The 25,786-nt window shown below is 38.8% G+C and carries 31 protein-coding genes and 1 pseudogene; 17 read left to right on the top strand and 15 right to left on the bottom strand.

Annotated features, from left to right (window positions below):
• The first annotated feature begins 53 nt into the window (after positions 1-53).
• From CD31_RS21280 to CD31_RS21270, 3 genes are all read left to right on the top strand, one after another.
• Positions 54-362: a hypothetical protein gene (locus CD31_RS21280; protein ID WP_036080995.1), complete on the top strand. Its 309-nt coding sequence runs from the start codon at positions 54-56 to the stop codon at positions 360-362.
• A 106-nt stretch (positions 363-468) separates the two neighbouring features.
• Positions 469-888: a hypothetical protein gene (locus CD31_RS21275; RefSeq protein ID WP_036080989.1), complete on the top strand. Its 420-nt coding sequence runs from the start codon at positions 469-471 to the stop codon at positions 886-888.
• Positions 889-1,103: 215 nt separating this feature from the next.
• Positions 1,104-1,916, top strand: coding sequence for a DnaD domain protein (locus CD31_RS21270; protein ID WP_036080987.1), 813 nt, complete (start codon positions 1,104-1,106; stop codon positions 1,914-1,916).
• Here CD31_RS21270 and CD31_RS21265 read toward each other — a convergent pair.
• A complete protein-coding gene (locus CD31_RS21265) occupies positions 1,902-2,822 on the bottom strand; it encodes a phosphotransferase family protein (RefSeq protein WP_036080985.1) in 921 nt (306 codons plus the stop codon). The two genes, CD31_RS21270 and CD31_RS21265, sit on opposite strands and share 15 nt — an antisense overlap.
• A 369-nt stretch (positions 2,823-3,191) precedes the next feature.
• Between CD31_RS21265 and CD31_RS21260 the strand changes: the two genes are divergently transcribed.
• Together CD31_RS21260 and CD31_RS21255 are read left to right on the top strand one after the other, a co-directional pair.
• On the top strand, positions 3,192-3,968 hold the full coding sequence (locus CD31_RS21260; RefSeq protein ID WP_036080984.1) for an N-acetylmuramoyl-L-alanine amidase: 777 nt from the start codon (positions 3,192-3,194) through the stop codon (positions 3,966-3,968).
• A 107-nt stretch (positions 3,969-4,075) separates the two neighbouring features.
• Entirely contained in the window at positions 4,076-4,354 is a 279-nt protein-coding gene (locus CD31_RS21255) for a hypothetical protein (protein WP_036080983.1), read from the top strand.
• A gap of 50 nt (positions 4,355-4,404) precedes the next feature.
• Here CD31_RS21255 and CD31_RS21250 read toward each other — a convergent pair whose 3' ends face one another.
• The 4 genes from CD31_RS21250 to CD31_RS21235 form a co-directional block, all read right to left on the bottom strand.
• Positions 4,405-5,013, bottom strand: a complete 609-nt coding sequence (locus CD31_RS21250; protein WP_036080981.1) for a copper amine oxidase N-terminal domain-containing protein — start codon at positions 5,011-5,013, stop codon at positions 4,405-4,407.
• Between the two features lie 143 nt (positions 5,014-5,156).
• Positions 5,157-5,648, bottom strand: a complete 492-nt coding sequence (locus CD31_RS21245; protein WP_036080978.1) for a DUF2975 domain-containing protein — start codon at positions 5,646-5,648, stop codon at positions 5,157-5,159.
• A 143-nt stretch (positions 5,649-5,791) separates the two neighbouring features.
• The gene (locus tag CD31_RS21240) at positions 5,792-6,499 is read right to left on the bottom strand and encodes a DNA alkylation repair protein (protein WP_036080975.1); all 708 of its coding nucleotides are present in this window, start codon (positions 6,497-6,499) and stop codon (positions 5,792-5,794) included.
• 18 nt (positions 6,500-6,517) lie between these two features.
• Positions 6,518-7,111 carry a TetR/AcrR family transcriptional regulator C-terminal domain-containing protein gene (locus CD31_RS21235; protein WP_036080971.1) on the bottom strand — a complete coding sequence of 198 codons (594 nt, stop codon included), beginning with the start codon at positions 7,109-7,111 and terminating at the stop codon, positions 6,518-6,520.
• Positions 7,112-7,238: 127 nt separating this feature from the next.
• Between CD31_RS21235 and CD31_RS21230 the strand changes: the two genes are divergently transcribed.
• Complete coding sequence (locus tag CD31_RS21230; RefSeq protein ID WP_036080968.1) at positions 7,239-10,319, top strand: MMPL family transporter; 3,081 nt, start codon at positions 7,239-7,241, stop codon at positions 10,317-10,319.
• Positions 10,320-10,405: 86 nt separating this feature from the next.
• Here CD31_RS21230 and CD31_RS21225 read toward each other — a convergent pair whose 3' ends face one another.
• Positions 10,406-11,026 carry a hypothetical protein gene (locus CD31_RS21225; RefSeq protein WP_036080965.1) on the bottom strand — a complete coding sequence of 207 codons (621 nt, stop codon included), beginning with the start codon at positions 11,024-11,026 and terminating at the stop codon, positions 10,406-10,408.
• Between the two features lie 226 nt (positions 11,027-11,252).
• On the opposite strand from CD31_RS21225, the gene CD31_RS21220 reads away from it, so the two are divergent.
• The 7 genes from CD31_RS21220 to CD31_RS21190 all read left to right on the top strand — a co-directional run bounded on the left by CD31_RS21220 (position 11,253) and on the right by CD31_RS21190 (position 15,832).
• Positions 11,253-11,642, top strand: coding sequence for a KGG domain-containing protein (locus CD31_RS21220; RefSeq protein ID WP_016995470.1), 390 nt, complete (start codon positions 11,253-11,255; stop codon positions 11,640-11,642).
• A gap of 179 nt (positions 11,643-11,821) precedes the next feature.
• A complete protein-coding gene (locus CD31_RS21215) occupies positions 11,822-12,376 on the top strand; it encodes a hypothetical protein (protein ID WP_036080962.1) in 555 nt (184 codons plus the stop codon).
• A 71-nt stretch (positions 12,377-12,447) separates the two neighbouring features.
• A complete protein-coding gene (locus CD31_RS23630; RefSeq protein ID WP_243456430.1) occupies positions 12,448-12,630 on the top strand; it encodes a hypothetical protein in 183 nt (60 codons plus the stop codon).
• A gap of 772 nt (positions 12,631-13,402) precedes the next feature.
• On the top strand, positions 13,403-13,870 hold the full coding sequence (locus tag CD31_RS21205; RefSeq protein WP_036080957.1) for an NUDIX hydrolase: 468 nt from the start codon (positions 13,403-13,405) through the stop codon (positions 13,868-13,870).
• A gap of 29 nt (positions 13,871-13,899) precedes the next feature.
• Positions 13,900-14,937 carry a threonine aldolase family protein gene (locus CD31_RS21200; RefSeq protein ID WP_036080954.1) on the top strand — a complete coding sequence of 346 codons (1,038 nt, stop codon included), beginning with the start codon at positions 13,900-13,902 and terminating at the stop codon, positions 14,935-14,937.
• Between the two features lie 94 nt (positions 14,938-15,031).
• Entirely contained in the window at positions 15,032-15,583 is a 552-nt protein-coding gene (locus CD31_RS21195; protein ID WP_036080950.1) for a DUF1697 domain-containing protein, read from the top strand.
• Positions 15,584-15,619: 36 nt separating this feature from the next.
• Positions 15,620-15,832, top strand: a complete 213-nt coding sequence (locus CD31_RS21190) for a hypothetical protein (RefSeq protein WP_016991485.1) — start codon at positions 15,620-15,622, stop codon at positions 15,830-15,832.
• 45 nt (positions 15,833-15,877) lie between these two features.
• Here the strand turns inward: CD31_RS21190 and CD31_RS21185 are convergent, their stop codons facing one another.
• Positions 15,878-16,069 (bottom strand): hypothetical protein, encoded by a 192-nt coding sequence (locus CD31_RS21185; protein WP_036080947.1) that lies wholly within the window; start codon positions 16,067-16,069, stop codon positions 15,878-15,880.
• A 448-nt stretch (positions 16,070-16,517) separates the two neighbouring features.
• On the opposite strand from CD31_RS21185, the gene CD31_RS21180 reads away from it, so the two are divergent.
• Entirely contained in the window at positions 16,518-17,318 is an 801-nt protein-coding gene (locus CD31_RS21180) for an SDR family NAD(P)-dependent oxidoreductase (RefSeq protein WP_016991487.1), read from the top strand.
• A 61-nt stretch (positions 17,319-17,379) separates the two neighbouring features.
• Here the strand turns inward: CD31_RS21180 and CD31_RS21175 are convergent, their stop codons facing one another.
• A complete protein-coding gene (locus CD31_RS21175; RefSeq protein WP_036080944.1) occupies positions 17,380-17,883 on the bottom strand; it encodes a DinB family protein in 504 nt (167 codons plus the stop codon).
• Positions 17,884-18,232: 349 nt separating this feature from the next.
• A complete protein-coding gene (locus CD31_RS21170) occupies positions 18,233-19,105 on the bottom strand; it encodes a DMT family transporter (RefSeq protein WP_036080941.1) in 873 nt (290 codons plus the stop codon).
• Between the two features lie 228 nt (positions 19,106-19,333).
• Between CD31_RS21170 and CD31_RS21165 the strand changes: the two are divergent.
• Positions 19,334-19,701, top strand: a pseudogene (locus CD31_RS21165) (GNAT family N-acetyltransferase); the annotation flags it as partial.
• Positions 19,702-19,745: 44 nt separating this feature from the next.
• On the opposite strand, the gene CD31_RS21160 reads toward CD31_RS21165, so the two are convergent.
• The 4 genes from CD31_RS21160 to CD31_RS21145 form a co-directional block, all read right to left on the bottom strand.
• Positions 19,746-20,216 carry a hypothetical protein gene (locus CD31_RS21160; RefSeq protein ID WP_036080938.1) on the bottom strand — a complete coding sequence of 157 codons (471 nt, stop codon included), beginning with the start codon at positions 20,214-20,216 and terminating at the stop codon, positions 19,746-19,748.
• Positions 20,217-20,267: 51 nt separating this feature from the next.
• Positions 20,268-20,717 (bottom strand): DinB family protein, encoded by a 450-nt coding sequence (locus CD31_RS21155; protein WP_081977531.1) that lies wholly within the window; start codon positions 20,715-20,717, stop codon positions 20,268-20,270.
• A 128-nt stretch (positions 20,718-20,845) separates the two neighbouring features.
• Positions 20,846-21,391: a DUF7010 family protein gene (locus CD31_RS21150; RefSeq protein WP_036080932.1), complete on the bottom strand. Its 546-nt coding sequence runs from the start codon at positions 21,389-21,391 to the stop codon at positions 20,846-20,848.
• 332 nt (positions 21,392-21,723) lie between these two features.
• Positions 21,724-22,113 carry a hypothetical protein gene (locus CD31_RS21145; protein ID WP_036080929.1) on the bottom strand — a complete coding sequence of 130 codons (390 nt, stop codon included), beginning with the start codon at positions 22,111-22,113 and terminating at the stop codon, positions 21,724-21,726.
• 432 nt (positions 22,114-22,545) lie between these two features.
• On the opposite strand from CD31_RS21145, the gene CD31_RS23905 reads away from it, so the two are divergent.
• On the top strand, positions 22,546-22,725 hold the full coding sequence (locus CD31_RS23905; RefSeq protein ID WP_244904997.1) for a hypothetical protein: 180 nt from the start codon (positions 22,546-22,548) through the stop codon (positions 22,723-22,725).
• Positions 22,726-23,026: 301 nt separating this feature from the next.
• Here the strand turns inward: CD31_RS23905 and CD31_RS21135 are convergent, their stop codons facing one another.
• On the bottom strand, positions 23,027-24,211 hold the full coding sequence (locus tag CD31_RS21135) for an MFS transporter (protein WP_036080926.1): 1,185 nt from the start codon (positions 24,209-24,211) through the stop codon (positions 23,027-23,029).
• Between the two features lie 17 nt (positions 24,212-24,228).
• Positions 24,229-25,047 carry a MerR family transcriptional regulator gene (locus CD31_RS21130; protein WP_036080923.1) on the bottom strand — a complete coding sequence of 273 codons (819 nt, stop codon included), beginning with the start codon at positions 25,045-25,047 and terminating at the stop codon, positions 24,229-24,231.
• A gap of 242 nt (positions 25,048-25,289) precedes the next feature.
• Here CD31_RS21130 and CD31_RS21125 point away from each other — a divergent pair, with 242 nt between their 5' ends.
• On the top strand, positions 25,290-25,775 hold the full coding sequence (locus CD31_RS21125) for a DUF2975 domain-containing protein (protein WP_036080920.1): 486 nt from the start codon (positions 25,290-25,292) through the stop codon (positions 25,773-25,775).
• Positions 25,776-25,786 lie beyond the last annotated feature (11 nt).

Genomic DNA, 25,786 nt, shown 5'->3' with positions numbered 1-25,786 from the left:
TTTTTTGTTGCATTTAATAGAAGGGAGTACATTTGCAATAGAGAGGTGGTACTATGCAATTAACAGATGGTACACAGATATTTGACACGGATATCATTGATGAGGCTGCTAAAAAGAGGGAGCGTGATGAGCAGGAGCGGGAGATGCTCAACGCCTTTGCCCGCTATGCTTACCTACGATATAAGCAAATACGAGACAAAGTAAATCCACGGAAATGCAAATATATGTATATTCATCAGGTACGCCAGCAATTAGCATTGCCTGCTAGACTACAACGTGTTTGCAAGCTGTTAGCGATGACAGAAGAAGAAGTTCTCTACATTGTAGAATTTGTGCGGAAGTACTTGAAATACGTTAAATAAGCCTCATCTTCATAGATGGGGTTTTTTTACATAACTTCTAGGGAGAATTGTTTCTCAACACCCGCTCCATATAGTATGATGAACGTGTATAAAGGAGTGAGCATAGTTGAGATTGATTAAATTTTTAGTGGTAATTGTTATATTCGTTGGTGTAGTAGGGTATGGTGTGCTACATTTCGGCACAAAATTTGCCTCTGAAAAAATTGTAGATACCTTGTCGACAGAATTGGAAAATAGCGGACAAAAGGAAGAAATCAAAAATACCATTGAAAATGACCCACAATTAAAAGCCTATATGGAAGAGGCGAAAACGGTCGATAGCAGTACATTACCGTTTACGACAAAAGAAGAGGCAACGAAAGTCTTAATTCAAAAAGTGGGCATTACCGATTTGAACGACATGCGTGTGAAATTGCAGGATGGCTCGATGACGCAGGAAGAAGCTCTGCAAATGGTGGAGGGCAAATTATCTGATGAAGAGATTGCAGCTTTAAAAGTCATCGTCTATAAAGAGCTTTATAAATAAAACAGCAGAAGCAATTGTTCGCTTCTGCTTGCATTACCCATTACAGATCATGATTATATTTCCATCTAAATATTGTAGGAATTCGCTAAAAAATTCTTTTCACCTGCTGAAAAGGGCATGCTTCATGGCATGTTCTTTTTTTTCTTTTTATGTCCCTTTTTTAAAAATTTTCTTTATATAGTTAGAAAGGACATTAGATGGAAAGAGGGATCATCATGATTTATCGAGTAGCCAAAAAGGAGAATTTTGTTGTTTTGGATAAAGCATTTTTAAATGATGAGCAATTAAGCTGGAAAGCAAAGGGGCTGCTTGCCTATATGCTGTCTTTACCAGATGATTGGTCATTTAGTCTTGCAGATTTAGCAATACGTAGTAAATGTGGACGGGAAGCGACAGCCAAAATTTTGGACGAACTCATAGAGGCGGGCTATCTTCAAAAAGTGCAGGAACGAGGAAAAGACGGCAAATTCGGTAGGGTAGAATTTTTCGTCTATGAAGCATCAAAACGTGCTGCTATACCGTCAACGGGAAATTCGTCAACGGTCGTACCATCGACGGAAAAGCCCACACTACTAAATAATAATTTACTAAATAATCAATTACTAAAAGATAATGATGATAAGGAGTCTACTAGCACTGCCTACCACTTTTATGCACAACAAGGCTTTGGCACGCTAACAGCCTACATTGCTAGTAAAATTCGTCATTGGCTCACTATTTTCTCAGAGGACATGGTCATCTATGCGATGAAGCTAGCGGTGGAGCATAATGTTTTACGCTGGCGGTATGTAGAGAGCATCTTACAAAATTGGTGCGATCAGAACATAAAGAGTTTTGCAGATATTGCTATCGAGCAGCAGCGTTTTCAAGCCCGCAAGCAGCAAGCGTCACCACCTTCTAAAGCCAGACGACTGGAAATCATTCCGAAGTGGTTGCAGCAGCGTGGTGAGGAGGAACCAAAATCTCAGCCAACAATTGATTTTGCAGCAGAGCGGCAAAAAATATTAGCCCTCTTACGGAGTGAATAAATTCTTCGCATACCATGATGGTTTAATCGATGAAAAGTCATCATGATCCAGTAAAATCATGTGAATTCTTTCCAACGCATCGTCAAAGGAGCGTGGATCATAGTGACGAGTCCAAACAATGGTTGAAAAGACAGTCATGGCTGCATAGAGAGCATATAACCGCCAAAACAGATCGTCTGGTGCAGATGAAAAATAGCCATCAATCTGCCCAATACAAAAGGGGATACTTTGTCGTCTACTAAACAAGGCAAGATTATAAAAGTCATGATAAGGATCACCCACATCATAGCCATTAAAATCAATCACCCCATTGTAAGTATGTCCCTTACAAATAATGTGACCGAGATGGAAATCATCATGAAGCAGGGTGATGGGGCGTTGCTTTAACAGTGGTAAGTTTGCATGAATAAAGCGCAATAGTTTAGCCTCTTGTGGCAGTTGATAGGCATCTTGTTGGTATGCCTTCAAATAGGTAGAAAACTTTTTGAGCTGCGTTGTCTCCCAATGAATTTTTTGTGGAGGGCTCACTTGATGTATTTTTCTCAATTCCTTTCCCGCCGCAAGACCGAGGTGGTATTGCTCAGAGTCAGAATGTTCCTGAATGATTTCATCGGCAGGCGAGCCTTCTAAAAAGCTAACGACCATTGCGGAGACGTTGGCTTCCTGAAACAAGTTATAGTCAACTGCTTTATGTGTTCTTACACCCTGCTTTGCTAACTCTTGGAGCAAGGAAAACTCTACTGCACGTTTGTCATGATGTGCTAGATCTGACAGGCGCACCAAATAGCGCGTTTCACCAACTGTTACGACATACTTGCTATCAGGTGAATAGCCTTTGTTAATTTTCACTAGCTGTGTAAAGCCATGTAAGCTTGGTAATTGACGAATAATCTCTAGTGCCTGCACACTTTCTTTCCTCGCTTTCAATATTTTAGAAGATCTAAAATACTATAGGTAACAATACTTTGTCAATGCTTGGAATCGAGAAAAGAGGTTATAAAATCATAATGAAAAAATAGTAAAAGAGCACAACTAACTAGAAAACACTTTTGTGTGAGCATTTACTAATAGTAAGTGGATGTCTTTGTGACATTCACACTTCATAGCTTCGAGGAAAGAGAGGTGAAACGATCGCAGTAGCCTTAAGCACGAACAGAAGCTGATAAGCCTCGAAAGGAACCTCAAATCATCTGTTGTTTACCCTAAAAAAACCTAAAGAAGAAAAGAATAACATAGCGTCAATCGCTAAAAAATAATAGGAAAGGACGGTGCAACATGAGTTATGTTATTGAAAAACAGATCATGTCAGGGCTACCAAATCAGGAACTCACGGCAGTAAAATACGTTGTAGCGCATGAATCAGGTAATGGCAGCAATACAGGTCCAAATGCATTGGAAAACGAAATTGCCTACATGAATCGAAATAAAGCCAATGCCTTTGTCTCTCACTGGGTAGGCGGTGGCGGAAGAATCGTACAAGTAGCCCCAGTCAATCGCGTGCAATATGGCTGTGGACCAAAGGGAAATCCGTATAGCTATGCCCAGGTGGAATTGGCAAGGACGGCTGATAAGGAACAATTTAAAAAGGACTATGCGGCTTATATTTGGCTGTTACGTAAGCTTGCTCTAGAGGCAGGGATTCCCGCTGTTTTAGATGGTAGCGGCAACGGCATTAAGTCACATCGATGGATTGCGGAAAATCTAGGAGGCACTTCGCACAAAGATCCTTTTGACTATTTAAAAAGTATGGGGATTACAGAAGCACAGTTCCAGCAAGATATTAAAAATGCGCTTGAGGAGGGATTAACAGTGTCACAATATAATGAGCTAAAACAAGAAATAGAGACGTTGAAAAGCTTACTAGCTGAAAAAGCTAGTTTACAAACAAGCAGAGAAGTGGGAGCAGCCCATAAAGAGGCTTGGGAGTGGGCTATTAGCGAAGGCATTATCCGAGGCGATGGAAGTAAAAACATGAATCCAGCAGGCGCCTTAACAAGAGAGCAAATGGCGACTATGCTGAAACGCTATTACGACAAATTTATAGCCAACTAATTGTGCAGGATAAAGCTCCTATGTCATCATGAGCTTTATCCTTTTTCGTTGAATAAAGGTTTTTTCAAACTTTTGTCGAATGTAGTAGAAGAGAGGAGGGGTTTTTGATGTTGACCAAAATAAGAAAAGTAAAGTTTGAACAAGAAAGAAAAAATCCATTATACCAGGTGGTGATGGAATGTCCAGATGGTAAGCAACTCTATGTAAAATTTGATTATACGTATAAAACAAAAAATTTCTGGCCATTAGAAGTAAATTATAATAAAAAGAACTATGGCGCTAAACTAGCATGGTATACAAATGAAGTCGAGAATATGACCGTGGCTTTATTTCTAGAAACGATTGCTGGTAAAATCAACAAGAAGTATGATTTTAACTTTAAGTAACAATAAAAAAAGCAGCACCTTGTAGGAGCATACTGCTTAAGGCTTGTCCATTATTTAGTTGAGATATAAACAACAAGTGCTGCCTCATCAAATGTTACATTTGCGCCAAGTGCTTGACTGACAAAGCGTAAAGGCACCATTGTTGTACCTTGATATATTTCAGCAGGATGGCTGAGTGTGATCGTTGATGCAGAACCGTTTGTATCAACATAAGCCGTTTTATTCCCCACACCAATCACAATTTTTTTACTGTCCTTTGTTGCCGTTACTTTTTTCGTTGCATTATCATAGCTAACCGTTGCCCCTAGAGATTCAAAAATCGCCTTCATCGGCACTAAGGTTGTGCCATTTTTCATATAAGCGCCAGGCGTATAATTTTGCTTCACGTCATTTAAATAGACAGCAACCTTTGTTAATACAGGTGCTACAGTTGCTTTAGGTGTTGGCGCAGAATAACTTTGACCGCCTGAAGAAGACCCTGCATTATTGCCACCATTGCCATTATGATAATGATAGCCTGAACAAAGCCCTTTAGCCTTTGATTTGTCAGAACAATTGTGACCACCATTGCTATCTAAACGCCCTGGATGTGCGCTCGCAATAGAGGCTGTGGTGAAAAATAATGTAAGCATTGCCATTAATAAAACCAATTTCTTCATATAAATCCTCCTATTCATAAAATATGTAATTATTATACTGTTAAAAAGAGAATTATGACATGTTTTTATAGGAAATTAGTTTTAGCGGATATTTTTGAAACAAAAAAAGGCGCTAACCGTCCAGATTGGTTAGTGCCATTTTGTTATACGGTTAATTGATTTTCGCTTTGGAGATCAATGGCCTTTTGGAGCAGTCGATGCAGAACGGCTGCAAAGGTTGCAATCGTACTGGTTACAAAGATGCTGATGAGTGTCAGCGCAATAATTCCTGTAATATCTTCCTTGCCAGTAAACATCATCATAATTGTTGCAATGCCTAGCACAAGGCCGAGCAAAATAGTGAGAGCACAATTTTTGATCGTTCTCAAAGCCCGTACAGATGATTTAGAGAACGCTTTATGCTGGTCGATGTTCGTTAAGAGGCGATAAGCTTGATACAATGCAGCATAATAGGGAATGCATAAAACATACACATAGATTAAAAAAAGATAGGACAAATAGGACGATTCTGGATGTGCAGCAACATCCCGGCTGGCCATCTCAGGTAGCCAAAACAGACCTAAAGCTAAAACTGGTATACCAAGCAGAATAATGACGCTCTTTAGGAAAATGGTTGACCCCTTTTTATGTTTCATTTAAAAACACCTCACTGGTAGTAGTATATTGATTTTAAAATAAAATTTATCGTTTTTCAATAAAAATATATTATAATTCATTGTTTTTTCGAGTAAAAAAAAGACATCCATCCTTATAGGATCGATGCCTTTAAGTGCGATGATTAACATCTCACATATTTACGCTTAAAGCCAATTCTGCCTCGTTCTACTTCCTTTTGAATCATTTCATACGCATTGAGCTGCGTGCTTTTTTTGTTGTCTCGTTTCATTTCCACAGGACCTATCGCCTGTGCGGTTGCCACTGCTTGTTCGTGGAGCAGCACATAGGAAATAGCTACCGTGTATAAAAAATTATTCATGGCCGATTTTGTGCGTTCGGGTGCATCGTGAATGGTATTTTTCACGATTTCCAGCATTTGAGCTAGCTTACTCTCGGAAAATTCGCTATCCTTGCGATTCCCTAATAGCCAGCAATAGCAGCTCCAGCCCGCAGACATTTTCAATTCCTCACCACTGGCAATCCACGCATCCGCCACTTCCTGAGCAATCGGTGCCTCCGCTAAAGTGACCGCTACTACATAATCCGACAGCATATAAAAATAAGCTGCCTCGATCCATCGATTAAAATCTTCCACAGTCATGGCTTTTGGATCTGCTATGACGCCAGCAAAGTACATGGCATCATAGTTACCGGTAGCATAAAGCTCTTCTGCTAGAGCCTGATCGATTTTAATTTTCTTCGCAATAGGCTTCATTGCACCTGTTGCCACACCGAACAACGGCTCGTGAGCGCCATTTGACATATACATTTTTTTCGTTCGTTCCTTGCCCAGAGCCTCTAGCTCCTGCATCACCAATTCAGCATTCATAGTAGCACTTCCTTTTCTTTAATCAATTGCCTTGAGACAGCTAGTATTATTTACGCCATATAGTGTTTTCGTTCCTTCTAAGTGGTCACTTAAGAACCGATCCACCATTTGAATAAGCTCTTCGACGGAAAAATCAAGTTCTCCCTGTAGCCAGCTAATGGTCACAGCCGTAATGGATACGGTGAAAAAATGCGTCACAAAACTCAAATATTTTTTCTCCATCTCTTGACACATTTCCGCAATTTGTTTCACGAAATCTTCAATAATGCTATATATTTCTTGATGGAAAAAGCGGTTAAAATGCTCATGGCCCATGGAGTTAATAGCATTAAGCGCAAACGCTCGATTTTTCTCTAAGTATAATATTATATCTCGATAGCCTTCTTGCCAAAGGCTTTCATCCTTATAATCATCCAATAACTCAATTGCCTCTCGCTCTAATGTCCACTTCAATAAATCATATATATCCTCAAAGTGATAGTAAAACGTCTGTCGATTCAATTGTGCTTTCTCCATGACTTCCTGGATGGATATCTTTTCTAATGGCTTGAGCACCATTAAGTCTTTTAAGACACTGGCTAATTGCCTTTTTGTTTTTTCACTTTTTTTCATACGGATCACCTTTTTTACAATTTTGCATTTTTGTCTGAATTTTTACAGATCACATCATCTGTCTATATCTTGCTCTTCCTTTCTTGATATACAGTATAGTCAGTTCAAATTGGAAAGGAAGAAAAGCATGAAAAAGTCATGGATATTGAGTCCTGTTTTTTGGGTGATAACAGTTATCGTGATGCTGATGGTAATGCCTAATCTTGAAAAACTTGTACTAGATAAAGGGCAAATCACATTGCCTAGTGATTTAGAGAGCGTCATTGGCACAGAGCTGTTAAATGATATTCAAAACGAAGGGAAGGATACCTATTCGTTTGTCTATGTATTTCATCAAGAAAAGGGTTTAACAGCTGCTGATTATTCGGCAATCGAAGGGGTCCTTCATCATTTAAACACAAAAAAGCTTCAGATAACAAATGCGCTCTTCCATACAGACAGTGAGCAGGCGGCGAATCAATTGGTTAGTAAAGACCATACAACCGTCATGGCACAATTGTCAATCGATAGAAAGATCGGTACAGCGAGTGAAGCGGCAACGCTATTAAAGGCGGAAGTAAAAGATTTACCAATGGATACATATGTAACAGGTGCCGATATTGTGATGGATGATTTCTCTTCCACAACACAAGAGGGTGTGAAAAAGACTGAAATTATTGCAGTTGTCTTTATCATTGCCATATTAGTGATGATTTTCCGTTCACCGATTATTCCATTGATCTCGCTTTTAACAGTAGGGGTGGCTTATGCTGTATCATTATCCATCATCGCCTTACTTGCTAATTACTGGAATTTTCCGTTTTCTAATTTTACACAAGTATTTTTAGTCGTCATATTATTTGGGATTGGTACAGACTACAATATTCTTTTGTTTACTCGCTTTAAAGAGGAATTGGCTAAAACGAATCATGTCTTAAAGGCGATACAAAACACCTACAGAACCGCAGGCAAAACCGTATTACTGAGCAGTTCATCTGTGTTAATAGGCTTTACGGTGCTGTATTTTTCAAAATTCACCTTATATCAAAGTGTTAGTGGAATCGCGATTGGCATTTGCGTCTTATTAGGGGTTTTGATGACATTAAACCCATTCTTTATGGCATTGCTTGGCTTTAAGCTGTTTTGGCCAAGTAAGGCTATATCAGGGCATACGGAAAATAAGCTGTGGGGTTTTTTAGCGAAAAACGCCTTTGCAAGGCCTATCGTTGGCATTATCTTTGCCTGTATTCTCACTGTGCCATTTATTTATCACTATTCAGGAGAGCTTAATTATAATGATTTAGTAGAAATCGATGACAAATATGAATCGAAGCAGGCAATTAGCTTGATTGAAAAACATTATGAGCCTGGTATGAGTGCACCTGCAACACTTGTTATCCAACAAAAGGAATCGCTCGCAAGCACTGATTATTTACGTGCATTAGATGAATTAACAGGCATTATTGCGAATACACCTGGTGTAGCAAAAGTCTATTCTCCGACCCGTCCAGAGGGGGAGCGTATTGCTGATCTTTATGTGAATGAACAAGCAAATACTCTAAAGGGGGGCTTAGGAGAAGCACAGGAGGGTGTCGGTTCCATTCAAAAAGGACTACAGGATGCCACCAAGCAATTATCGGAAGAACAAGATGTCAGTGGTGTCCAAAATTTAATTAATGGCACTATACAATTACAGGATGGGGCTAGTGATTTAACCAACGCGCTACAAGGATTAACGAATGGCTTAGACAATGCAGCAAACGGCTCTACAGATTTAATAAGCGGGACAGCAGCCTTAGAAGCGGGACTTGGGGAGCTTCAGCAAGGGCTCAATCAATTACAAACCTCCTATCAACAAATTGATACGGGCTTTCAACAATATCGTTCCGTTTTTTCTCAAATCGAGCAGCTAATCACGTCCTCTAAACAAGCGTTCGAAGGTATTTTAGGGGCCATGCATGCGTATGTCCAAGCAAACTCTGAAGCAGCAGAAGATGACAACATCCAAGCAACTATAAAGACTGCCCAGCAGGGACTAAGTTCGTTAAATGCATTAGATGTTGTATCACTTTCAGCCCAATTTAATCAATTAACACAGGCTTTTGGGCAAGCCAATACTTCCTTAGGTAATGCCCAATCAGCCATTGTGACTTTAAAAGCAGGCGCTCGTACCCTAAAAAGTGGTGTCAGTGATTTATCGCAAGGAATTGGGACAGCAGCACAGGGGGCCAATCAAATAACGACTGGTTCTCACAATTTAACCGAAGGATTAGCTGAGGTAAAAGCAGGTCAACAGCAATTACAACAACAATTAATCAGCCTACAGGATAGCATGGTGGAACTGCGCAATGGATTAGGCGAAGGAGCAGAGGGGCTAGAAGACATTTACGCAGGCTTAGATGATGCAAATGGCTATTTACATGAACTGTCAGACAAAGAAACAGGGACATTCTTTGTACCAACAGAGGTGTTACAGGGTGAGTTCCAAGAAAGCTTAAATGCCTATATGACCGATGATCGTCATGCCACGACATTGATGATTATTTTGGATGTCAATCCCTATAAGGAAGAAGCCATGACGATTATGCGCGACATCAGGCATCGTGTAAACAGCTATGTGGAAAGTTCGCTGTTGCAAAATGCAGAGGTCTATTTAACAGGCAAAACAATGAGTAATATCGATTTACAAGAAATTTCTTCAGCTGACTTTATACGTAGTGCAGTACTGATGCTTGCTGGCATTAGCGTGATTTTATGGTTGATCACACGGTCATTTTTACAAACGCTTATTATTAATGCCAGCTTATTAATCGCGACATTTGCCAGCCTTGGTTTAACGGAAATGATAGCGAAGCAGCTGTTAGATTATGACATGCTTAGCTGGAATGTACCGTTCTTTACGTACATTATGATTGTCTCACTTGGTGTGGACTACTCCATTTTCTTGATGATGCGCTATAACGAAACAGCACAAGGAGGACTGAAGGAAATTATTCCGACAAGCCTACAGATGGGAAGCGTTATTTTAGCTGCGGCTGTTATTTTAGGTGGCACATTTGCTGCATTAATGCCATCTGGCGTTATTACGCTGATTCAGGTAGCAATGGCAGTGATTATTGGATTAGTAATCTTGACGTTTATGATGATGTCGATCTTTATTCCAGCTTGGTTTGGGTTTGCTGACAAAATAAAGCTTCTCCTAGCAAACAGGAAAGAAAAAAATCAGTAACGTTCATTTATTTTTTAAGAATAGAAAAAATACTATTATAGGAATTGAAAATGTGGATTTGGTATTTTCCAAATCCACATTTTTAGCTAGAGTCTATTCCAAATAAACATAAATTGAGCTGCATCCGATTCGAGGGCAATTTGATGATAGTCCGTTGAATCATCATCTGTAATCAAGCGACCTTTTTGCACGTTTAAAATGGCATGTTGAACAGAGTCTGGATGTTCAATCGTATAGTGGGAGTCTTTTAGAAGTGTGAGGGCAGATCGACATTTATGTTTATCGATGCGCTCATTTTTTCCTTTAAAATACAGCTTGATTAGATAGGGTACATCGTCAATGATTAAACCAAGCTCAGGATTGGACCGAACAATTAAATCGTCACAGTACCAATTCGCCTTACCTGGATCAAACCACTGAACGTTTTTATTTTTTAAGAATTTTATATAGGCTTTAACAGCTTCCTGGTAATTTTTCTGGCGTGCAGGAAGGGCATTATCCACGATATCGAGTAAATAGGTATCATTCAAACGATGCTCATGGTATTTTTTTAACCCATCACGCAAGGCTTTCCAATAATCTTTTATTGGATGATAATCTCCCTGATATTTTATATCCTTCACAAACTTTGTTTTAGCTGCACTTCCCTTCATTGTGAAGTCTGTAAATTGTGTTAAACCAATAGATGGCTTTGTGAGAGTCGTCATTTTTCCATCACCCTTCTTTCATCCTCGATGACATACTATAGATTAGTATTATATTGGAAAGGGTACATGTATATGATTGATGGGCTTGTTAGCAATCTGCTCCTCTCAGTGTTCTATTACAATAAGAAAATCAATTTTTTAAAAAAATATGTTTAGATGTGTTTTGACTGGGAATATAAATAGCGAGCTAGTAAAAAGCTCAAAAAAATATTTAGGAGGAATAGAAATGGCTAACAAGCAAAACAATCGCAACAGAAACAACAATGAAAACATGACTGTCGAAGAAGCGGGACGTAAAGGCGGAGAAGCTACCTCCAGAAATCATGACCGTGATTTTTATGAAGAAATTGGACGTAAAGGCGGCGAGGCTACGTCTAAAAATCATGGACATGAATTTTATCAAGAAATCGGGCGAAAAGGTGGAGAAGCTACGGCTGAAAACCACGGCGAAGAATTTTATGAAGAAATTGGTCGCAAAGGCGGAGAAGCTACCGCTGAAAAGCACGATGACGATTTTTATGAAGAAATAGGACGTAAAGGTGGAGAAGCACGCAGTAAACAGCGTAGTAACAACTCCAACGGCAACCAAAATCGTCGAAATAACAATAATAACTAATCACTTTTAAATAGGTCGAAACCCTTCACACACAGGGCGTTTGTAGTTTTAAACTACAAGCGCCTTTTTTGTTGTTAAGTTCCTCTCAATCCACAGGATAAATTTGTTGAATTTCTCCTAATTGTAGTATATATTTAATCCGCTTCTATTTGTTTTTAGAGGAAATGAGGATCGAGAGAATGACGCAAATTAAAGAAAAAGAACTATTTCAGGTAATTCAATCCGTCGTGCAGGCTGTGAACATGACGGTCAAGATAAAACAAGATGATTCAGGTATTAATATGAGTTATAACTTTATTGGGGACTATGTAGGATTTGATGCGAAACGATTAGTAGAGGCAAGAAATGAACTAATGCTTCCAACTTCACTTGAAATTTATGTAAAAACAATGACCCTACATGAGCTAGGTCATGCAGTAGATCGAGAAGCATTACAGGCATCACTTCCACGTACAATTGAAATCTTTACGATGAAAAAGCAACATACCTTAAAAGAAATATATCATCAGGAACAACTCTTAGCCATGCTGATTGAAGAACATGAAATGAATATTCAATTTGAGCAAACGGCTTGGGAAAATGCATGGATGCTTAACCGTACACATCCCCTAGTTCCTGAAGAGGACTTTGACTATATCAAACAGCATAGCCTAGCGACCTATCAGAAATTATATGAGCAAGATTTACAAGCATATCACCATCTTTTGAACCAGCAGATGGTGCAATTAGTTTAGCTAGAAATAATCATTTCATACTGTTGCAGGAATAGATCAAACCAAATAGGGCAATGTAATACTACTTGGAGGTGATCATTTTGACAAAGGGCAAGCAATATAAACGTCAGTCAGAGTTGGCGGAATTAGCGACAGATTTAAGTCCAGATGATTTAGATGTGCGCGAAGAAAATGCTTTAACACAAGAGCAAAAGAAAAACTCGAACGAAGGAAATCGTTCAAAAAAATCTGCCACACGCAAATCGCAATCATAATGTGAACACCACAATCATTTTCGATTGTGGTGTTATTTTATCTATTGCCATTTTACATAGAACTGTACTACCGAGCGTTGATTTAATGTTACAATTTATAGAATGACTGAAAGGAGCTGGAATAAATGATTATATTTATCGTGTTTGTTGGGGTTGTCGTTGTCATAGGCATCATCAGTAATGCAAATAAAATTCACAGCAAATCAAACGAGCATAACCACCATATCCATTCCACAAACGATTTTTCAACAAATGATGCCCATCTTTCCTCCCAAGACAGCCAACAGTGTGCTGATACTAGTGCTACTTCGAGTGACTCATCCTGTGGCTCCGGCGGGGAATGAAGGTCAACCTTCTAATTATGGAGAACTTGCTAGGAAATTTGGTTGAGGTGATCCAAACTAAGGAGAAGCCGCTCCATAGTAAGCTCCAAGCGATACACCTGTAGATGAACCTCCCCTAAAGAGACTTCAAAGTAATCGAACTGAGAGGAAATTTTTATAGCGTTATTAAAGAATAGGAGATCAGCTTCTCTCTGATCTCTTCCGTTGTAGAGAAAACCGAACAGCTTTAATAAAGCATCCTCGACTAAACTATGATGCCTCTTACTTTTGAAGAACAATTTCAGCATATTGTATGAGGAGAGATGAACTGTTATTTTAGATAAAAGGCAATGACAGTATTTTTAGATAAACAAATAGCGTAAAAGGGACAAAATACCGTAATATATGAATACAAGAAATTAAGAAATGGATAATTGGGGAGGAGAAAGATGGGTTATATAATGGATTTACGACAAAAAATTGGAACTCAGCCCCTCATTATGGTGGGTGCGAGTATACTTATAATCAATGAAAACAATGAGCTACTCCTTCAGCTACGAAAGGATAATAAATGTTGGGGGCTGATCGGTGGTTCGATGGAATTAGGCGAGTCTCTGGAAGAGGTGGCCTTGCGTGAAATGTATGAGGAAAGTGGATTGATGCCTGAATCCTTAATGTTTCTAAAAATGTTTTCTGGTCAAGAATTTTATTATCAATATCCTCATGGGGATGAGGTATTTAATGTTATTGCTGCCTATGAATGTCGTAGTTTTACAGGTTTGATAAACTATGATCAAGACGAGGCAACTGCTATAAAATTCTTTCCACTGCACCATTTACCTGAGAAAATGAGTCCACCAGACCAACAAATCATAAAATATTATGTTAATAAGGTTGTAAATGAAAATGAGGAATAGATAGAGAGAATTTGGAGGTAGCAGTAGATATGATTCGATTCGAAAATGATTATGCAGAAGGTGCCCATCCACAAATTTTGCAGCGGTTAGTAGCAACAAATGAAGAACAATCTCCAGGGTATGGTATGGATGAGCATTCCGAAAAAGCAAGAGCCTATATAAAAAAAGCGATTGCAGCGGAGCAGGCAGACATTCACTTTTTAGTTGGAGGTACACAAACGAATACAACCGTGATAGCATCTATTTTGCGTCCTCATCAGGGCGTCATTGCAGCGAGTACAGGGCATATTGCGGTGCATGAAACAGGAGCTATTGAGGCAACGGGTCATAAGGTGCTGACATTATCTAGCGATGATGGCAAACTAACTGCGGCACAGGTGAAAGCCTGCTATGATGCACACTGGCAGGATAGCACACATGAGCATATGGTGCAGCCAGGCTTAGTGTACATATCTCATCCTACAGAAAATGGTACGACCTATAGTAAGGCAGAATTAACCGCCTTACGTGAAGTTTGCCGAGACTGTGACTTACCACTGTTTATCGATGGTGCTCGTTTAGGCTATGGTCTCGTGGCACAGGACAGTGATTTATCACTTGCTGACATCGCTAAGCTTTGTGATGTATTTTATATTGGTGGCACTAAAATGGGGGCATTATTTGGGGAAGCAGTTGTGATCGTGAATCCTGCGTACCAAAAGGATTTCCGCTACATGATCAAGCAAAGAGGAGGGCTGCTTGCCAAAGGCCGATTATTAGGCATTCAGTTCGAAACGCTATTTGAAGATACGCTCTATATGGATATTTCCCATCACGCGGTAGATATGGCGATGCTGATACGACAGGCATTTCTCGATAAAGGCTTTGCAATGCGCTATGATTCGAAAACGAATCAGCAATTTCCGATTTTACCAAACCATCTACTTCGGTCGCTGGAAGAAAAATATTCCTTCTCCATTTGGGAAGCATACGATGATACTCATACGGTTGTGCGCTTTTGCACAAGCTGGGCTACGACCAAAGAAAATGTGGATCGTTTAATAGACGACATCCACCAATTAGTATAGCTAATCAAGCTGCGCCCTGCATGAAAGGGTGCAGTTTTTTCCTATTATTCCCTAATTATTGCTATACTATAGATAAAAGGAAAGGTGGAATTCAATGACTAAATACGTAGCACTTTTAAGAGGGATTAATGTAGGTGGGCACAATAAATTAAAAATGGCTGAATTGAGAGACGCGCTGCAACCACTAGGTCTCCAAAACATTCGGACCTATATACAAAGTGGCAATATCCTGTTTGAATCGAGTGAATCAGAAGCACTTTTGCAACAGCAAATTCAAGAGACCATTCAAACTACTTTCACTATCACGAGTACAGTAATCATCCGTACAGCTGAAGAATTCCGTTCTATTGTGAACAATTGTCCTTTCTCAGAACAAGACTTAGCAGATGCACGGGCTACAGCTACAGGGGAAAGTCTCCATGTTGCACTACTTTCAACTGTTCCAATTGAAGAGAACGGTGCTAAGTTATTACAATATGTAAGTGAAAAAGAGCGCTGCATTATCAAGGGGAGAGATGTCTATCTTTTATTTTACGATAGCATTCGCAATGCCAAGCTTAGTCAACAACTGCCTAAGCTAGAGGTGCCTGCTACAGTTCGCAATTGGAAAACGATGATGAAGCTTGCGACAATGATTGATGAATAGGGAAAATCATCTTTTCTAAAAGGGGGGCGTTCTTAGATGCGACGGGATCAAGTAGGTTATTTTATTTATCCTTTACTGTACTTCATTGTTAGAACGATGAATCAATGGAGGAAGCATGAGCCGATTGCATGGGGAGAAAATGTGACAATGATGGTCATCACAATGGTCATCATCTATTTCTTTGTTTGGATGTGGAATTGGTCCAAAAAGCCGTATCAATGGGGAAAGAAGAATAAGAAAGAAACATAAAGCAAGAGAGCAAATTTCATTATTGAAATGATGCTCTCTTGTTTTTTACTTAAACTTTTCAGGTTTTGTGGCTTTAATAGAGGCAATTTCTCCACATTGCGTACAGACAGTGAAAATAAGGGGTGAGCCTGAGGAAAAGCTGGTATTCACGGGTCTTAAAGCAGCATAGCCATCTAATTTTCCTTCAGAAAAAGGTTGACCGCCACAGGCTTTACAACGATATGTATTTGTTTCCATATTCTCACATCATAATGTAAGTTTAAGGAAATGATAGCATAGAAAAAACTACAGCGATATGCATCACTGTAGCTCAGAATTGGTTGATACCCTTTGAGGTTTTCTAAAGTATTATAGCATAACAACTTATTCATTGTATAGATGAAGGAACATAACTAGATGTTGCGACTCCATTTGACTTGATCGAATTGGCTATTTGAACGAAAAGATTGGATGTTTCCTGATTGGTGATATCTTTATTCCTGAAATTAACTGCGTTATAAACATAGAGAATGTTTAGTGAATCATTTATGCCATCTTCATGATCTTGGTAAAATCAACAAGTTCACAGTGGAGCTATAAAATGCTAAAGGTTATTAGTTTAAAATTAAATAGTTTAATGTTAAACTATTTTACGTTAGGAGAGCTAATTTGCTCTTTTTCGTGTGATTTGAAGGAGGAATTGAAAATGGATCGAGTAAAAAATAAAGTGGCATTAGTAACAGGTGGGGCTTCTGGTATTGGTTTATCGGCAGCTAGCTTGTTAGCAAAAGAGGGTGCAAAAGTAGTCATTGCTGATTTTAATGTAGAGGGTGCGAAAGAAGCAGCAGCAACTTTAGTCAATGATGGGTATGAGGCGGCAGCGGTTTTCCTTGATGCAGGGGATGCTTCCTCCATTGAAGCGGCCGTGAACTTCACTGTAGAACAATACGGCTCATTAACGGTGCTCTTTAATAATGTTGGTCTAACTAACCTGAAGAAAGATTTAGATGTATTAAATATTGATTTAGATGAATGGGACCGTTTAGTCAATGTGAATTTAAAATCGATTCTACTGGGTAGTCGTTTTGCCATTCCACATATGCAAAAAGCGGGCGGGGGCTCAATTATTAATACGGCTTCTATGGCTGCATTCGCCAGTGACCAAATTCGTACAGCCTATGGGGCAACAAAAGCAGGTGTGGTGAATATGACAAGAAATATTGCCACACAATTTGGGAAGGATCATATTCGTTGTAATGCGGTTGCACCAGGTCTTATTTTAACACCAGCCGCGAAAAACAATATGCCAGAAGAAATGCTGGCCATTTATGCGAAATTTAATGCGCTACCCTATCATGGGGAAGCGGATGATATTGGCCATGCAGTTGTATTTTTAGCCTCTGACGAATCAAAATTTATGACGGGCCAAACACTGCAAATTGAAGGCGGACATTATCTCGCTAACCCAACCATCGCTGATACTAATAACTGGCTAGCATCTTTATAGTCAATAAATAAAAGAGGTTGTCTTAAAATGGACAGCCTCTTTATATTTGGTACAGGCTTAGCTACATTTGAGGAGCTTCCAACCCAAACTGAGCCCATTCCTCTTTCGCTGGACCATAAATACCTGGAACACTTAAACCAGCCTGACGCATCAGAACCGTCATTTGACCGCGATGATGACTTTGATGCTGTAGCAAAAATAATAACAGGGAACCATTCGGCATTTGTTGACCAATAAATTCAATTGTTTCAGTCATTGTCTTGTCAGTCCATTGCGATTGTATCGCTTCCACAAAGGCTTCACTCGCTTGGTGATAGCCGTCTGCAATGAACCGAGCAGAAGTAGGAACTGGAAAATCCTTTGCTGGGGCTTCAAACGCTAAATTCGTATTCGAGGTAATAATTCGAATTGCAGTAACCGTGTGCCAAGCAACGCGTCCTAAAGTCCAGTTCTCGGGAGTGATTGCCTGATGTAGCGATTCATCTGTAAGGTGATTAAGTAATTTTTGCGTAGCAGCAGCTTCATATGCCCAAGACTGTAAAAAATGATCGATTGTTTGAAACATGAAATCCCTCCAAAAATAGCCTATGATGTCTTATTTTCCTATGCTCCTAAAAGAAAAGCAAGATAAAGCACTGCATAAAGGGGAAGGGCAATAGAGAGCAGGATGTACATGCTCCATTCACCAATCGATAATCTTCGTTGCCACCTCGTTAATTTTAGCTGTCGACAATAGACCATACTAGCAAGTAAAAAAATTAATAAAGTAAAATCCTTTAAGTTCACTAAAAAGATGTTCAGAATATCAGCTCCTTTAGGCATTTGCAATATATGTGCAAACATGACGTTCAATGACCATAAGCTGAGCCAACATAAAAAGTGCGTCTCTATCTAACATAGAAACGCACTTCGATTTATTCGTCTCGAATGACAATAAAAACGCCGCTAAAAATTAATAGGGAGCCTATCCAAAAGGAAAGTCCAATCGTCTCTCCCAATAAGAGCCAGCCTAAAAATGTGCCAACAATCGGTTGAAAGAAGAAAAACAAGCCGCCACTAGACGCATTCATTAGTTGAAGTCCTTTATTCCACAATAAAAAACCACCAGCTGTTGAGATAATGCCTAAGTAAAGCAAGCCCCCTGAAATAGTCGGTTGTAAAACACTTGCCAGATCTAAATTCTTTAGCCTTGGAAGGACAAAAGGGGTCAATAACATCACGGCAATCAGAGATGTATAGGTTGTGACAACAATTTGTGAGTAATGGCTTGGTACCTTTTTGACTAATACCGACATCAATGCCCACGTTAAGGCAGCAAGCAGTAAATAGAGTCCGCCTAATTGCTGTGTCACGTCGATTTTTCCGTTGCCTACAATGATCCCCACGCCAATCGTGGCAAGAGCGATAGACAAGCACTTTTTCAGCGTAATGCTTTCTTTTAAAATCAAACGGGCGAAGACAACCATAAAAGCAGGGGTTGTCGCCGTAATAATTGCCCCCATCTGCGCGGTGGATAGCATTGTGCCCATTTCCTGTGTCACAATGGAAATCGTGTTCCCAATAAGGCCAACAAGAAAAAGGATCAGCCAATCTTTTTTTGCTATTTTCCAGGATTGCCTCATCATGATCCCAATGATCCCGAGTGCAATCACCGCAATCAAATAGCGCATCCAAACAAGCTCTAATGGTGGCACAACCTCCACCACTACTTTAACGACTACATACATGGCACCCCAAATGCTCGCAGCAAGCGATAAAAAGATGGCGCCGATTACTAGATTTCTCATGTTTTTTCCTCCGTTTTCATAGATACCTATGCCCTTAACGGAGAAAAAGCGCTTCTACCGTTAAGGAAGAAGAAGTGCTGGTACGTCCTGTTCAAATAATGGAGCAAACATCATCATAATCCCACCATTCTCAAGTCATTTTTTATAAGTATAATAAAATACACATCGTTTTCATAGGGAGTTTTCATGAAAGCAAAAAGAAGGGGAGGCAAATGCTAGTACTTCACAATAGTAAAGGAGATTTTTCAATCTGTTGGGTGGATGAAACATGATGAACAGATGATCAAACAAGTTTTCAATGCAAGCACACATCAAGTATTCGCCGTGGTAGATGGAAAAATAGTGGATTTGTCAGAGCTTTGTCAGATGGCGTATTTAATGCCGCCATTTATGATGTGGTTGTGCATCAACCCTATCAAGGCACAGGGATTGCTCGTTTACTCCTGGAGGATATGATCGCACAGTTAAGGGAGGTATCCTGCATTCAGCTAATCGCCACAACAGGGAATGAACCGTTTTATGCAAAAATGGGCTTTAGAAAATTGAAAACGGGTATGGCCATCTATAAAAATCAGCAACTAGCTCAAGAATATATTTGGATTAAAGGGAATGGTCGGAAACCAACCAATGGTTTCCGACCCTACAATTTTACTCCATTATTTTTAGACTGGATGAAATAGCTGTTAGTTGATACTCGCTTATAGTGCCCTACATTCCACTCATTCAGGTTGATTAAATCCTTAAGGAATTTAGGGACAGGGCAATTCCAATCTACATTTACTATTGTTAGTGGGAAATTATCCTCAGCTGGGTTAGGCGAATGGATAGTAACTGAATCCAAACTAGCATCCTCCTCTACAAACTCCATCCATAATTGATAAGGTTTTCCGAATGTCGAGAGCTTTTCTGATAAACGATTATATAAGGCTATATGTGCTTTTATGTGCTCTCTTCGTATCTTCAACCCATCATTGCCATACCCATAAAAATCAAGGTGAGTGTGCCATAAATTAAACCATCCTTCTTTATCAAAGTCTAAATTATATGGCTCAGCCGTTGTTTCTCGCCATAGGTTACGGAAATAGCGCCTTTTCCCACGAAATTTCTTCAAATTACTGTTCCTCCATTTAAAAAACTATTCCTTTCATTGCTTTGCCTTATATTAAAATAATGGCTTTGGCAATCCATTAAGATGCGCGATAACGGCGATTTGCCCAACATGGTAAGCTTCATGTGCGTAAACATGATGAAACAACCAGTTTAGTGTAGGTACGGAAGGTGGCGTCCAACCATCAGAAAACTTCGGCACCTCGACTATTTCATTGAGCTGCGATTCGTCTAATGTATGTAGAATGTCATCCGTATAATTTCTAATTTGAATATAGCTATCTAGTATTTCCTTAGGCGAACAATTATCGTGCAGGTTTAATAGACAAGGTTTTTTAAGGCCAATTTCATTCACCCAATAGTCCTCGCTACTTGATAAATGAGATATAATCCACGCTACATTATTTGGATAAAAATCAGATGTCTTAAACCAAAATGCCTCATCAAGTGTGCTTAGATAAGGTATTAACGTTTTCCTAAGATCATTACGATATGGAAATAGCACATCTATACATCCTTTCATTTATGAATAGATTTATTGTAAAGGAACAAGCACAGGATAGGAAATGAATCCTTTATTTCTCAGGTTGAAGGAGGTCTGAAATATTAAAAAAATCACCTTGAGGAAGGTGATTAAATCGGATTGACTTTAAGTTCTCTTAGAATTAAAAGAACGCCCATTCCATACACGATAGAAATGGCTAAAGGTACAAGTGTGAAGGCTTGTTCCACAAAGAAGCCACCTAAAATCAGAGCGGAAAAGCAGACACCTAACGTCACAAATAAATAAGCCTTACTTTTATAAATCCATATGTATGGCAGAAAATGAGAGCCTGCAAGTAAACCAATTGTAAAGGGGAGGTATTCAGGTATGTTCATATACACAATGATAAATACAGGTATGTAAAAAGCTTGAGGAGCGGCAACGATCCCTCCTAACGTCCCTAAAGGGTTGCCAGTAGCGTTTAAATTAATCCCAAGAATTTTACTAATGCCTAAACCGATAGGGAAAATGGCACCTAAGCCAAATATCCAACTTAAACGAACCGCTTCTATTGGCAAAACTAAGGGCATGAGAGTAAAAAGTAAAAAGACAACAGCACCAGAAAGTAAAATCGGAAATCCCTTCTTTACTTCAACGATTATTTCCTTTTGTAAATCTACCAGTGTTTTATCCATCAACGCACCATCTTTCATGAAATAAATAGGATATAACCTATAATATACCAGTTATATTCTATTTTTACCATAGATGATTTGAAATGGAATTATTGAAAAGATTGAACATAAAAAGTCGATTAGCATGTCCAATCAGCTTCTGTTTTTTAGTTTTTTCTCTGTCTCTATACCAACACTGAAAACCGCGAATATCATACTAAAGAAAAATAGGAGTTGAACGAAACTGTCTGCTGTCCAATGACTGACCGCAAAAATTCATGAAGACAAAGAAACAAAATGTTCAGCAAGGCAGGGGGAACCTTGCTGAACATTACCTGAAGGATGGATTTTTATTAATTAATGAAATCTTGAGGAACACATTCATGAACACCAGAATTTCTTAATGAGTTAAATAAAGCAGCACTAATTCTTAATAAAACATTATTATCAGTGCCATTTTCTAAATCATAGATGACAAAGTAAGAATTATTGACTGAAAAAATACATTTTCGTTCTAACTTAAATCCAGGTGGTACAGGAGGAAGGTTAAAACGTGGTACAACTACAGGTGTATCTCCTTCATCTCTGATAAAATTGAAAGTTTGCTGGTCAATCTCATAGATGTTAACTGGATCAATCTCTACACCTTTTTCTGGAATAGTAATTTCATCTTCAACTAATAGGAAAAAGCGTTCGTTGCGAAAATTGAAAAGACTTCTTGCTCCAATTTCAAATGATGCCATTTAATATTCACCTCCTTTTCTATAAATATTTTATTCATATCAAATGCAGTTGTTTGGACAATAGGGAGGGGTGAATAAAGAATAGTTTCTGGTCTAAAGTCATTAGAGACTAATAATAGGGTGAGATTGATTTATAAATATCGGATAGGCATGGAGATTTACTGAACAATCCTTCATGTAGAGAAATCTTACACACCTAGCTAGCAATCCATTGCCATTCTCGTTCTTTTACTAACGCGTGATTTTTATGGAAATCTATTACCTGTTTATGCTGTTCTTCTTGCCATAGGTGTAAAGGAATATGTTTCATTTTCTAGCCTCCTATTTTTTAACTTGAGTACATGATTGAGTTAGATATAAAAGTAAGCGCTATCATTTAGTTAAAAAAATAGTTGGTTTATAGGAATCAAACTTAAAAAGGGGATGGAAATAATGGGATTTGAAGAATTATATAAGAAAGCAAAGGGTGCCTTAAATCCAAAACAAATTTCAAAGAATTCTTATGCAGGATCCGTTACTGCTGCCATTTTATGTGAGAATGTCAGATATATAAAGGGGTGTGTATTGATACGCCTTGCTCTATGGGATTTTGTGCAGAACACGCAGCAATAGCAGCTATGATTACTGATGACTAAAGTAAAAAGAATCATTGCAGTTGATAAAGATGGTACAATCATACCACCGTGCGGAAGATGTAGAGAGTTTATTTGTCAAATTATGATGATCACTATCGATGGGAAGTAATGGTAAGAGAGAATACGATCTTGACGATAAGCGATTTACTTCCTATTCGTTGGGCATGACTATGCTAATACAAAGGAAGGAATGATAGAGAGCGGAAATTGGAAATGGATTAAAAAAAGCTACCTTTATATTGAATAGGCCATTTTCAATATAAAGGTAGGATAAAAAATTAATATTTGACTTTAGTAATCATAGGGGTTTCAACTCTACTATTCAATTTTTGGAATAGCAGGATGGCAAGGAATAAAGCCATGCTTACAGTACCAAAACCAACCCAATTCAAATTTAGGACAGAGGTATGACCGATGACAAACCCGCCTAATGCAGACCCTTGTGCAAAACCGAATTGGATAAAGGAGGTATTTATGCTTAGGGCAATATCTGGATTACGAGGTACCAGCGTGACAAGAAGGAGCTGCTGGGCAGGAGAAATACTCCAAGTTGCTACCATAAAAATCATTAAAACCAAGATCAATACAAAGAGATTGATACCAGCTAGTGCGAATAGGAGGAGCGTTACTGCTTGTAACAGCAATCCAAAACAAATGGTGAATCGAGAACCCTTTGCATCAGCCAATTGCCCGCCCACTCTTGAGCCAAGAAAGCTACAGATGCCAGCTAAAAATAGAATACCACTAATTTCGGTCATAGAAAGAGTGGATGTGGCTTGTAAGAAAGGCGTAATATAAGTAAATAGGGTAGCGTAACCACCGACATAAAATAAAGTAATAGCCAGGGCAGTTAGAATTTTTGAATCTTTTAAAATCGAAAGCTGCGATCTGAGTGTAACAGCTTCTTCCTCCTTGATAACTGGAATTTTTTTATAGATGATAAGCAGTGGAAGAATGGTCAATAAACCGATTAACATAAATAAAACTCTCCATCCAAATATTTCGCTAAAAAATGTGCCAATTGGAACACCCAGCACGAGCGAACTGCTTAAGCCCATCAAAATTATGCCGATAGCACGGCCTCTTCGTTCTTTTTCAACTAGTCGAGTAGCTACTGCCATGGCTACCACTGTAGTAATTCCTCCGCTAACCCCTTGAATAATTCGTATCCCTAGTGCGTATTCAAAAGAAGAGCTGATAAACATTAATCCGTTGCTAATAATGAACACACTAACGGTAGCCATAAGCAACTTTTTGCGATCCATATTGATCGTGAGTGCAATGAGAATTGGAGCGAAAATGGCTGCTGCTAGGGCAAATAAAGTCACTAATAACCCAGCTTCTGAAATCGTTACTCCAAAGTCTACGGCAATCATTTCAATAACGCCTGTAATAATGTACTCAACGGTTCCGATTAGAAAAACAATGAGTGATAAAACATAGATAATCAGCTTATTTTTCAACTCAATTCACGCTTCCTTCAGCAATTTATAATAGGTATTTGTATCTCCATTAATTGGACGTTTTGGGTTGTAGATAATGGTAAATATATTTCTCTACCTGGTTCGTTTTCCTTGAATTGATAGTTATTTTCTACAATCCATTTAGCTAAATCAACACAGGCTGTACAAGCAAAGTTAGAATCCGAACGAAAGGTCATTGTGGCCATCATTGGCTCAGGAGGAAGAGTCCGTAGTTGAAATGTATCAGGGAATGATGAAAGCTCCTTGGTTAAAAAATAACCGACTTCAAATTCAAACTCGTCTTCTTTCTCCTCTATTTCTTTCCATAAAACGACCTGAGGACTTTGAGCTAATTGGCGCATTTCCTTTGTGAGTAATTGATTAAATGTACAAAACAGGTCTGGAATATCTTCTTCTCTCCCGCGTGCTTTTAAAGAAAGGAATTGCTGAGCATCCACTGCCTTGATGCGGATTTCTTGATCTGATTCCACCTGACCCTCTCGTTCTAAAAGTTGCATACGTTCTTCAATTCGTGCAAGCTTGGCCTGCTCCGTCTGGATAATATGTTGAATCTCACTTTTTTTCAGCTTAAACATCCCTTGTATATCTTTTAACGAAATATCTTCGTGGAGCAAACGTATAATTTGTGGCAAGGTAAACCCCAATTCCTTATAGAGAAAGATCCGATTGAGCTCTAGTAGCTGGTCTGCTGAATAGTATCGGTAGCAAGTATCATGGTCCACCTTTCTCGGCTTTAATATGCCAATCTGATCATAATAGCGCAATGTTTTCAAGGATACTTTGCTTAGCCTAGAAAATTCACTGATTTTAAACAAACGATCACCTCCAATCTAATAACTTAATGCAAGTATACAGTTTCCTGTGCAGGGGAAGGTCAAGTGCTTTTTAAAGAACTTCCTTACTACAATCTAATGTAGTAAGGCGCTTGTGATTATTTCAATGAATGTCAAATATATAAATAACAATAATAATATAGTTAAAAACAATTATTATTTATTGTTAATCGATAAATTTTGTGTTAGATTTATAGTGTCATTAATTAAGTGAGGTGCTTTCTATGAATGGTAAACGAGGTTTAACAACTTTCTTAAAGGGAATGATTCTTCTGGCTGGCATTGCCATTCTTGCCCTATGTATATTTTTTGTACCTCCTATGGCTCATTTCGCATCGAGTTTGTATCCGAATTTTTACCCAATGAATTCTCTGATTTTCATTGTGATGTATGGATCGGCTGTACCTTTTTACATTGCTCTCTATCAGGCTTTTAAACTTTTAAGGTACATTGATGCGAATACAGCGTTCTCGGAATTATCTGTAAAAGCGTTAAAGTACATAAAGTGGTGTGCAATAATAATCAGTGGCTTGCATGTATTAGGTGCACCCCTTTTTCATTTTATAACAAACAAAATGGATCCTCCTTTTGGAATAGTGGGACTCCTCATTATTTTTGTTTCACTGGTTATCGCCATTTTTGCTGCTGTCCTCCAGCGGCTTCTACAAGAAGTGACGAATATAAAATTAGAAAATGATTTGACGGTCTGAGATGGATAACA

It is taken from the genome of Lysinibacillus boronitolerans JCM 21713 = 10a = NBRC 103108, assembly GCF_000772935.1.
GTDB lineage: Bacteria > Bacillota > Bacilli > Bacillales_A > Planococcaceae > Lysinibacillus > Lysinibacillus boronitolerans.
This window is presented reverse-complemented; position numbering and strand designations above follow the sequence as displayed.